The following is a 10,391-nucleotide window of genomic DNA, read 5'->3' as shown; positions in this document are numbered from 1 at the left end:
CAACCCCTGGGCCAGCAGGCCGAGTACATCCAACTCCCGGTCGGTGAGGTTTACGGCCGGTTCTTCTTCCACGTTTTGCCTCTCCTTACTTTTCTCACGGGGCATGAGGAAAAGACGTCCAAGGACTTCATTACGCGGAACCCGCAGTTTCAGGAGTCCGGGGGAAGCAGCTCCGGGCGCCGGCATCCAGGCTTCCGGCCTCCTCCGGTCAAGCTATGCCTTGTTCCGGCCAATAGCTCGCACAGGCGTGCAGCTCAAGAGCCTGGCTGGAGCGGTTTTGGGCTGCGCCTCGAGCGGGCGTCGAGCGGGGACACCCTCGCAGGCCAGGATGTGGCGCTTTGACGTCACGTCATCGATTCATCGCGGCGCCGGCATTTCGCCTGCGAAAAACCTTGGTGCGTGTGCACATGGGGAGATTTCATCGATGGCATACCCATGTAGGTGATTTCGGTGGCCTGATGGGATCCGGCATCCATGACAAGATTCCCTGAAGGCGAATTCCGGGTTCCACGGATCCCGCGCACTGCCCGGCAAAAAAGTGGGGGCTGGGGGGCCGGTTGTCCTGGCAATTGTCTGGGGGAGGGGGGGGGCGGTGTGCCGGTGGTTTCGCCCGGAGCCGGTCAACAGACCGAAGGGGTGTCCTTGATGGGCGCGACGCCTGCCTGCCGGTCCTTCCGGCGCTCTGCGATGCGGACGCAGGGGGTGCCCGCGGCGGAGGAGGGATCGGTGTGCGCAGCGGTCCAGCACGGCGGATCGGACCGGGCGTCGCTGCTGCCGCAGAAGCCGAAGCGCGTCGGGCGGGCCGGTGCGGCGCCGGAACAGCGACGGATTGCCGGGGCACGTCCCGAGCTCCCGGCAACAGACGAGATTGTCGCCGCCTGACGCACGATCCCCGGACACGCCACCCTGCCCACCGGGGTCTGCCCCGAGGAGGCAGAACCTGCCGTCCTGGACCGCAGACGGCAGCAGGGGCACGCAATGGCGCCGACGGGGTGTCCGGCGGCGGCCACGTCCCGGCCGAGGTGTCCCGCAGCCGGCCGCGGGCGCGGGTGACCCCGGTCGCCACCGGCGCTGACCTACCCGTCGCTCCGAGGCCCGCGCCGTCCCCCAGGGCGAGGGGCCTGCGACCCGTGTCAGGTCGGCCCTTTACCCCGGGTGATTCCCCGACCGGAACCAGAACCGGAACCAGGACCAGAACCAGGACACGGCAAGGACCGCCACCAGGACCAAAACCTGTGTGGGGAAGACCGCGGCCGCGTCCTGCCAGCCGACATCCACGCCCGGGTCCGCGCCGAGACGGCCGGCACACCCGGTCGGCACGCCCGGTGCGCCCGGCCGGTACGCCCGATGGGCCGCTGCGCCGAGGCGGGGAGCCCGGAGGGCTTGGGTGCGAGGCCGAGGGCCCCGGCAGGACTTCGGTGCGCCGGCCCGCATCCGTTCGGGACGCTGCACCAGCAATCCGGCCCGATCATGCCGCGCGGCCGCTGCGCGCTCGGGCCCGGACCGCCACGGACCCGGTCAGACCGGCCCCGTACCGTTTCCCTTCCCGAACGCGGGCTCTGCGGCGGGGACCTCACACCCGCCAGTCACACGCGATCTTCAGCAGGCGGTCGTTCTGCTCGGGGGTGCCGATGGTGATCCGTACCCCCTCGTCGCCGAAGGGGCGCACCATGACTCCCGCCGCCTCGCACACGTCGGCGAACGCCGGTGTGTGCGAACCCAGGCGCACCCAGACGAAGTTGGCCTGGCTGTCGGGAACGCTCCAGCCCGCGGCCCGCAGCGCACGGGTGACCCGGGCGCGCTCGGCCACCAGGAGCTGCACCCGCTCCAGCAGTTCGGGTCCCGCGTTCAGCGAGGCCCGCGCGGCGGCCTGGGCGAGCCCGCTGACACCGAACGGTACGGCGCAGGCCCGCAGCGCGGCCGCGACCGGCGGATGCGCGACCGCGTAACCCACACGCAGCCGCGCCAGCCCGTACGCCTTGGAGAAGGTGCGCAGAACGGCGACGTTGGGACGGTCGCGGTAGAGACCGATGCCGTCGGGCACATCGGTGTCGTCGACGAACTCGCGGTACGCCTCGTCGAGCACCACCAGCACATGGCTCGGCACCCGGTCCAGGAAACGCGTGAGCTCACCGCGGTGCACGGCCGTGCCGGTCGGGTTGTTGGGGTTGCACACGAAGATCAGGCGCGTGCGGTCCGTCACCGCATCGGCCATGGCCTCCAGGTCGTGGCGCTCCTCACGCAGCGCAACCTGCACGGGAGTTGCCCCGGTGGCCCAGGCGAGCTGCGGGTAGGCGTCGAACGAGCGCCAGGCGAAGAGCACTTCGTCCCCTTCGCCGGCCGCGGCGCGCAACAGGTCCCTGGTGACCCCGAGGGATCCGGTGCCGGGCACTAGGTGCTCCGGGGGCACAGCGAGGCCTGCGGACAGTTCCGTGACCAGTTCACTGTTCGTCGGATCGGGGTAGCGGTTGACGCGCCCCAGCTCCTCGCGCATCGCGGCGAGGACCGACGGCAGCGGGGGATAGGGGTTCTCGTTCGATGACAGCTTGTCCACCAGGTCGCTGGGAGCGCTCCGGCCGGGGACGTAGCGGGGCAGCCCGGAGACATCGGCGCGCAGCCGGGGGGCAGGTGCAGAGGGCATCGACGGAACTTCCTGAACCGGGGGACGCGGACGGTCGTGCGGGGGCGCCGTTCATCGAGGGCACCGGGACGCCGGGGCACCGGGGCACCAGGGGTTGCGGGGGTGCCGCGCCGGAACGCGACGGAAGGCGGGGTGCCGCGCCGGAACGCGACGGAAGGCGGGGCGCCGCGCCGGGCGCGCGGGCTATGGGATCCAGCCCGCGCGCCGACATCGCTGCCAGGGTCAGCCGACGGCCTCGGCGGGCGTCTTCACCTCCTCGACGGCCCTGGTCTCCACGCCCGCCTTGGCGAACTCCTCCAGGAACGTGGGGAAGGACAGCTTGACGTCCTCGAAGCCCGAGAACCGGTTGGCGGACTTCATCCGCAGGCCTGCCACGAACAGCGACATGAAGATGCGGTGGTCGCCCCAGCTGGACAGCGTCACTCCGCCGGGGTACGTCCCTGCGCCGCGGACCTCGAAGCCGTCGCAGATCCCGTCGTCGTACAGGACCTCGATGTCCACGCCCGCGCTGGTCAGCTCGGCCGCCATGGCCTCGATACGCGACGCCTTGTGGAAGCGGGTGAGGCGTCCGCCGGTCACCCGCAGGCTGCCCTGCACGTACGCCCCGAGGGCGGCGAGCGTAGGCACGATGTTGGGGCAGTCCCGTACATCCACCTCGAAGGCGCCGCGCATGCTGCCCGGCGGGTTGTCGACGATCAGCGACGAGGACTCCTGGTCGAAGGTGACACTCACCCCGAGCTTCTCCAGGATCGGGACGATCGCGAACTCGCCCTGCATGCTGTCGCCGTACACGTTGCTCAGGACGGTCCGGCCCGGGAACAGTGCGGCGGCGGCCAGCAGGTAGGACGCCGAGGTGTAGTCCTCACGCACGGTGACGTCCATGGCCTGGTAGGTGGAGGGCTCCACCTGGTAGTGACGCATGTCCTCCGACGCGGAGACCTTGATACCCGCCTCGGTCAGGCTCGCCAGCGTCTGCCGGATGTAGGACTGGGAATACACCTCGCCCGTCACCTTGATCTCCACCGGTCCTTCGGCCAGCGGCGCGGCGAACAGGATGGCGGTGATGAACTGCGAGCTGATGTCGCCCGGCAGGTGGCAGGTGCCGCCCTTCAGGCCGCGTCCCCAGTTGATGACCGGGGCCTTGTTCTCGCCGACGATCGACTCGATGTCCGCGCCGAGCTCGCGCAGCGCCTCCAGCAGAGGCTCCATCACGCGGTTGCGCAGGGTCGCGTCGCCGGTCACCACGACCGGCGACGGCAGCACGGAAGCCAGCGCCGTCACGATGCGGAACACCAGACCCGAGCCGCGGGACTGGATGACCCGCCCGATGCGCGGGAGCGACTGTCCGATGCCCTGGATCTCCAGGTACCCGTCGTGCTCGGTTATCTTGGCACCGAAGGCCCGGCAGGCGTTCTTCATGGTCTCCGTCTCATCGCAACGGAGATCATTGAAAACTCGTGACGTGCCCTCGGCCAACGTGCCGGTCAGAATTGCCCGTTGCGTCTCCGGTTTCGAAGAAGGGACGCGGAACGTTCCGGAAAAAGAATCAACCGGATCAACCCTCAGCAGCATCCTCGTGTCTCCTGTTTCCCATCATTCGCCGTCTGATGCTTTTGCAAGCGATGTCGCTTTGACGTCCGGGCCGGCGGTATCCACGGAGCGAGAACATGTCATCCCACCGCTTGGCGATTCAATGCCGGGCGGCAGTTAGGGGAAAGCTTCTGGCGTGCACGGCGGCCCTCCTTTGGCGGTGGGGGGCGCCATATGAATTCTGTGTCCCGTGGGACGCGCGGGCAATAGGTCCATCTGCCCATGGCATTTCCGGCATAAAGGGGCCCGGACCCTCTCGTGCCACCGGAAGTGCTGCCACGCCGGCAGACAGGACACGACCGGGGCAGGGGTGGGGGAGGGGCCGGTGGCCCGTGGACGGGTCCGTGGCAGGCCGTGCCCGAGGACCTCCGGCACACCCGGCACACCCCGTCCACCCGGTCCACCGGAACCACCGGGCGCACGGCCCGGAAGGCCGGCCGCACGGGTGGAGCCGGCCCACTGCAGGCGGAGGGGCCATCGCCATCGCGCCCTGCGGGGGCCCTGACTGCGCCGGGGGAGGGCCTCCACCGGGCAGGGCGCTCGCAGCCGGGCGCGGCGGAAAACCGAAGAGCCCCCGCCGGCGCAGGCCGCAGGGCACGCACTTGACGTGCCGGCCGCGGCCGCGGCAGGGGCTGCTCGTGCGGGTCGCTGCGCTGTTGCGCGGAGCGGTCCGCACGAGGGCGGGACAGCCCGGGCCCGGGCCCGGTGCCGCTGGGCATCACGGCCGGCCTGCGCTCAGGCCAGGAACCGGAAGGACTGCTTGTAATAGACCATGGGGGCCCCCGCGTCCCCGCCCAGGCGCGCGCCCGCCACCCGGCCGATCAGGATCGTGTGGTCCCCGGCCGGGTACCGGGCGTGCACCTCGCAGTCCAGCTCGGCCAGCGCGCCCGCGACAGCCGGCAGTCCGCCGGGCGTACGGGACAGGCCGTCCGATGCGAACTTGTCGGCGCCCTTGGTGGCGAACTGCACGGCCAGCGGCTTGTGTTCGGTGCCCAGCACGCTCACCGCGAAGTGCCCGCAGGAGGTGAACGCCGCGTAGGAGTCCGCCGAGTTCGCGAGGCAGACCAGGATCAGCGGCGGGCCCAGCGACACCGAACAGAACGAACTGGCCGTGAAGCCGCGTGGCACCCCGTCGTCGCCCAGAGTCGTCACGACCACGACCCCGGCTGCGAAACGGGCCATCGCCGCCCGGAAGTCCTCGGAGCTCGCCCGTCGTACCGTCTGCGTCGCTTCCGTCATGGCAGTACCACCACCTGTCCTGCGAAATTCAGTCCGGTTCCGAAGCCCAGCTGCAGGGCGTGTCCAGGCTGCACGCGGCACGGGCGATATCCGCGGAGCGAGTACACGTCATCCCGCCGCTCGGCGCCTCGATGTCGGGGCGGCAGTTCGGGAAAACCCTCCTGGCGCGCACGACAGCCCTCCTCCGGCGGCCGGGGGGCGCGATAGGGATTCTGTGTTCCGTGCGGCGCGTGGGCAATAGGTCCATCTGCCCATGGCGTTTTCGGCACATAGGGGAGGTCCGGGCCTCTTTGTGCCGCCGAGGTGCTCAGCGAACCACCCGGCCCGGCGCACTGGTCAAACAACGAACACCCCCAGTGGGACAAGACTTTGCGGGGGAGGGGGTGTGCTCCCTTTTCCCTTACCGGGAGTCGGGCCCGGCGATTTCGCGGCGGTGGGGAACGGCCGGGCCCGGCGCCCCGGCAGGCCGCCGTCCGCGATCACCGTGGTCCTGCCGGCGGCAGCCCCCGGCGCCCGACGGGTCCTTTGCCTGGCGGCCGTTGCGGTCACCGGCCGGCGGAGACGACGAGGCGGGTGCCGCAAAGCCGCCGCAGCGTCGGATCCGTCGGCCGGTACACGGCGAGCCGCACCCTTCGCCCCCCAACGGCAGGCTCCGTCTGCCGCCCCTGGCGCAAGCCGGAGCACCGGCCCGGACAGCACCCGCCCGCGCCCCCGCCGCACTGACAGCGCCGGGGGCGCTGGGACGTAGGTCCTATTCTGACCAGGCCGGTCCCGTGCGAGTCTGAGGCAGCGCGATCAACACGTTGGGGGCCGTTCCCGGGATTCAGGTTCGGGTTCATTCTTCGGTTCCCAAAGGCCCGCCGCCGCCGTCAACCGGCCGGGCGCTTCCATGCCTCCTGTGAACCGTGAGGACGATATCCATGTCCGGCGCAATCCTGTTCTTGAACCGCTGGCCCTTGTACGAGGACGAGCGGCGCTGGGAGAACCGCCTCGCCGCTCCCGAGATCGTCTTCTGCCCGGAGACCGACCGCGTCACGTACATCTGCGACGAGGGCGGCCTCAGCGCCGTGCCCGCCGACGCCGAACGGGTCCACGTCGTGGCGGACTTCGGTGACCTGGAGGGTGTGCTGGGGACCGTCGACGCCGTCGTCCGCGACGAGGGCCCCTTCGACCATGTCATCGGGTTCTCCGAGATGCTCCTCGACCTCGCGGCGACCCTGCGCGAGCGGTACGGCATCGCGGGTTCCACCACCGAGGAGACCTCCCGGTTCCGCGACAAGACCGTCATGAAGGAGACGCTGTCGCGGGCAGGCCTTCGCGTGCCGCGCTGGGCGTCCTGCCGCACCGAGGACCAGATCCTCGCGGCCGCCGAGGAGTTCGGCTACCCCGTGATCGTCAAACCGGTGCGGGGAGCGTCCAGCCAGGGTGTGCGCGAGATCGCCTCGGCCGAGGAACTGCGGGCCCTGTGCGCCGAACAGAGCCTGCACGACCTCGAGATCGAGGAGTTCGTACAGGGCGAGATCCTGCACGTCGACGGCGTCCTGGACGCCGCCGGCAAACCACTGTTCCTGTGTACCTCGCGCTACATCTCCACCTGCCTGGACTTCGAGCTCCTGGGCGAACCGCTCGGCTCCGTCTTCCAGACGGACCCCGCGGTGCGCGGCCGCTGCGAGGACTTCGCCGTGAGCTGCCTGACCGCGCTCGGCCTGCGCAGCTCCGCCTTCCACCTCGAACTCTTCGACACCGGTGACGAGCTGGTGTTCCTGGAGGTCGGAGCCCGGGTGCCGGGCGCCGACGTGCCCTACGTCATCCACGACGTCCACGGCGTGAATCTCTTCCGGCTGTGGGTCGACGTGCTGCTCGGCCGGCCGGTGGACCCGCCGGTCCCCGAACCGGAGGCGAGCGGCGGCTGGCTGATCATCCCAGGGCCCAGGCCGCTGCCCCAGAAGATCACCGAAGCGACCCCGCTGCTGGGCGAAGTTCCCTACGTGTACCGGGAACTGGTGCCCCGTGCGGGCGAGGTCCTGGTCTCCCGGCCCGGCTCGTACGCCACGCTCCAGGGCGGCCGCTTCCTTTTCCGGGGCGGCACCCAGGAGCAGATCGAACAGGCCGTGCGCCAGGCGCGGGCGCAGTACCGCCTGACGACCGAGCCCGCCCCGTAGACCGCCAGACCGCAGACCGCCAGAGCGCAGAGCGCCCGAACCATCTCATGCCATCGGCAATCGAATCGTCGAATCCGTGGAGGAAGACGTGGATCAGAGCCACGCGAAGCTAGCCGACAAGAACTTCGTGCTGTTCGCCGAGGGGTGCTTCGGACTCTTCACCAGCAAGATCGCCGCCTCGCTGATCCGCTACCGCGGTGACCGCTGCGTGGCAGTGATCGACAGCCGCAAGGCCGGCCAGACCGTCCAGGACGTCCTCGGCTACGGAGGCGCGATCCCGATCGTCGGCCGCGTCGAGCAGGCCCTGCACCTGCACCCCGAGGTCATGGTCATCGGCAAGGGCCTGCATTCCGTGGAGCTGCCCTCCGGCTGGAAGCCGCACATCCTGGCGGCCGTCGAGCACGGCCTGCACCTGATCAACTCGATCCACTACCGCCTCGCCGACGACCCGGACATCGCCCGCGCCGTCCGTGACAAGGGCATCACCGTCTGGGAGACCAAGGACGCCCCGACCGTGCCGCTCAACAGGGCCCGCGTCCTGGACCTGGACACCTGGGTCATCCACACCTGCGGCAGCGACTCCAACATCGGCAAGAAGACCGCCGCCCTGGAGATCTGGAACGAGGCCAACCGCAGCGGCATCCCCACCGGCTTCGCCGCCACCGGCCAGAGCGGCATGCTGATCTCCGGCCACGGCATCGCGGTCGACGGTGTGGCCGGCGACTTCATGGGCGGCGCCGTCGAACAGGTCGTCCTGGAGGCCGCCGCCGGCAACGAATGGGTCGTCGTCGAGGGCCAGGGCTCCCTCAACCACATCGGGTTCAGCGGCGTCGCCCTCGCCATCCTCCACGGCTCCCTGCCGCACGCCCTGGTCTTCTGCCACCGCCTGGGCGCCGAGCGCACCAAGGTCTGGGAGACGCCCATCATCCCCATCCCCGAGCTCATCCGCATGAACGAGGAGCTCACCGTCTTCGAACGGCCCGCCAAGGTCGCCGCCGTCAGCGTCAACAGCGTCGGCTTCACCGAGGAGGAGTACCGCCGCGAGGCCGACAAGCTGGAGGCCGAAACCGGACTGCCTGTCGTCGACCCGGTCCGCGAGGGCGGCGCCGGCCGGCTCGTGGACATCCTGCGCGCCCACCGGCGCGAGACCGCCGGCCGGCAGCCGGTCCGACAGCGCTGAGGGCGGCCCGGAACCCCGAGGAGATGCACAGATGAAGAGAGCAATCCTGCTCCTCATGCACCAAGGCAAGTCGTACACCGAGGAGATCGCCGCGGCCACCGCCGGGCTCGGCCTGCACCTGGTCGCCCTCAGCTCCCGGCCGCGCAAGCCCGGTGTCCTCGAGGAGAGCCGCCGCCACGTGGCGGACTGCGTGGTCACCGAGGAATCCGAACTCACCTCCGGTGACGTCGACAAGGCGGTGCGCGAACTCGCCGACCGGGGCTACCGGGTCGAGGCCGCCCTCGCCAGCTTCGAGGGCTACCGGCTCCTGATGGCCGAGCTCAACGAGCGGCTCGGCGCACGGGACTGCGCCGAACCGGCGTTGCGCCTGTGCCTGGACAAGTACGAACTGCGCCGCTACCTCTTCGCCGAGGGGCTGAGCGAGGTCGCTGTCCACCGGATCACCCCCGGTGTGACACCCGAACTCGACCCGTCCGCACGCTGGTTCGTCAAGCCGGTACGCGGCGCGTCGTCGTTCGCGACCTTCGTCCTGGACGACATCGGCGACCTGGCCGACCTGCCCGCGATCCAGGAGCAGATGCGCGCCGACCGGTCCATGAAGGCGATCTTCATGGACCGGTACGACTTCCTCGTCGAGGAGTACGTCGAGGGACCGGAGTTCAGCTTCGAGACGTTCGTCCTCGACGGCCGGATCCACCACCTGTGCGTCCACGAGAAGGCCCGCGTGGAACGCCTGGAGCGCACCACCCTGGAGGGCATGTCGGTCAGTCCGCCCGTCAGCCTGGACCGTGAACTCGTCCTGGAGGGAGCCGACCACGTCACCCGCTGCCTCACCGCACTGGCGGAGCACGGGCTGACCGCCGGCGCCTTCCACATCGAGGTCAAGTACTGGGAGTCGAAGAAGCGCTGGGAGATCATCGAGATCAACCCGCGGATGGGCGGCAGCCTCATCAACGCCAGCGTCCAGACCGTCACCGGGCACTCCCTCCTGGACCTGTGGACCGAGTCCCTGCTGCTGCCCGACAGCGAGCGGGACGCCTTCCACGACCGGCTCACCCGCGCCTCCCAGCTGGAGGCCCTGCGCACCGGCGCGGCCACCCCGGCGACCGTCTTCCTCAGCAAGTACGGGGAGAAGGGGCGGACCGTCGACGCGATCGGCTTCGACCCGCCGACCCGCCCGCCCCGCATCCTGCGCGTCCACGTGGCGCAGGGAACCGAACTCGAAGCGTCCGACCGGGGAATCTGCCTGATGGACGCCCTGTGGGACGTGGCGGCCGACGACCTCGACGCCGAGACCGCCTTCCTCGACCGGCACGCCACCGACCACTTCCATGTCAGCTACCGCTGACCGCACCGGCCCGGCCGGCAACCCGCCCCCGCGCGGCAACCCGAACAACCGGGCCGCCCTTACGCGGTACGGGTGCCGGAGGCCCGCCCGTACCCGGGTAGCCGGGCAGATCACCCGCGACCCGCCGGCCGACCCGCCGGGCAACACACCCCGACCCTCCCCCTGACGCCCTCCCCTGCGAAGAACCCCCCGCGAAGAACGTCTTTCTGAGAACCCTCTTGCGAAGGAGAA

6 protein-coding genes are annotated in these 10,391 nt (G+C 70.3%); 3 read left to right on the top strand and 3 right to left on the bottom strand.

Translation table 11 applies throughout. The features are described from left to right. Window positions 1-1,573: 1,573 nt before the first annotated feature. From hisC to ACFW9O_RS35040, 3 genes are all read right to left on the bottom strand, one after another. Window positions 1,574-2,641 carry a histidinol-phosphate transaminase gene (gene hisC, locus ACFW9O_RS35050; protein ID WP_351166348.1) on the bottom strand — a complete coding sequence of 356 codons (1,068 nt, stop codon included), beginning with the start codon at window positions 2,639-2,641 and terminating at the stop codon, window positions 1,574-1,576. A gap of 222 nt (window positions 2,642-2,863) precedes the next feature. After that, the gene (gene aroA, locus ACFW9O_RS35045; RefSeq protein ID WP_384615066.1) at window positions 2,864-4,213 is read right to left on the bottom strand and encodes a 3-phosphoshikimate 1-carboxyvinyltransferase; all 1,350 of its coding nucleotides are present in this window, start codon (window positions 4,211-4,213) and stop codon (window positions 2,864-2,866) included. Between the two features lie 753 nt (window positions 4,214-4,966). Then, window positions 4,967-5,470, bottom strand: a complete 504-nt coding sequence (locus ACFW9O_RS35040; RefSeq protein WP_351166352.1) for a flavin reductase family protein — start codon at window positions 5,468-5,470, stop codon at window positions 4,967-4,969. 920 nt (window positions 5,471-6,390) lie between these two features. Between ACFW9O_RS35040 and ACFW9O_RS35035 the strand changes: the two genes are divergently transcribed. From ACFW9O_RS35035 to ACFW9O_RS35025, 3 genes are all read left to right on the top strand, one after another. Beyond that, window positions 6,391-7,632, top strand: a complete 1,242-nt coding sequence (locus ACFW9O_RS35035; protein WP_384615064.1) for an acetyl-CoA carboxylase biotin carboxylase subunit family protein — start codon at window positions 6,391-6,393, stop codon at window positions 7,630-7,632. Between the two features lie 88 nt (window positions 7,633-7,720). Then, window positions 7,721-8,812 (top strand): DUF1611 domain-containing protein, encoded by a 1,092-nt coding sequence (locus ACFW9O_RS35030; RefSeq protein ID WP_384615062.1) that lies wholly within the window; start codon window positions 7,721-7,723, stop codon window positions 8,810-8,812. Between the two features lie 31 nt (window positions 8,813-8,843). Beyond that, complete coding sequence (locus ACFW9O_RS35025; RefSeq protein WP_384615060.1) at window positions 8,844-10,160, top strand: acetyl-CoA carboxylase biotin carboxylase subunit family protein; 1,317 nt, start codon at window positions 8,844-8,846, stop codon at window positions 10,158-10,160. The last annotated feature ends 231 nt before the right edge of the window (window positions 10,161-10,391 follow it).

The organism is Streptomyces sp. NPDC059499 (assembly GCF_042749285.1).
Taxonomy (GTDB): domain Bacteria; phylum Actinomycetota; class Actinomycetes; order Streptomycetales; family Streptomycetaceae; genus Streptomyces.
The sequence above is the reverse complement of the archived record's forward strand: the minus strand, read 5'-3'. Positions and strand labels throughout refer to the sequence as shown.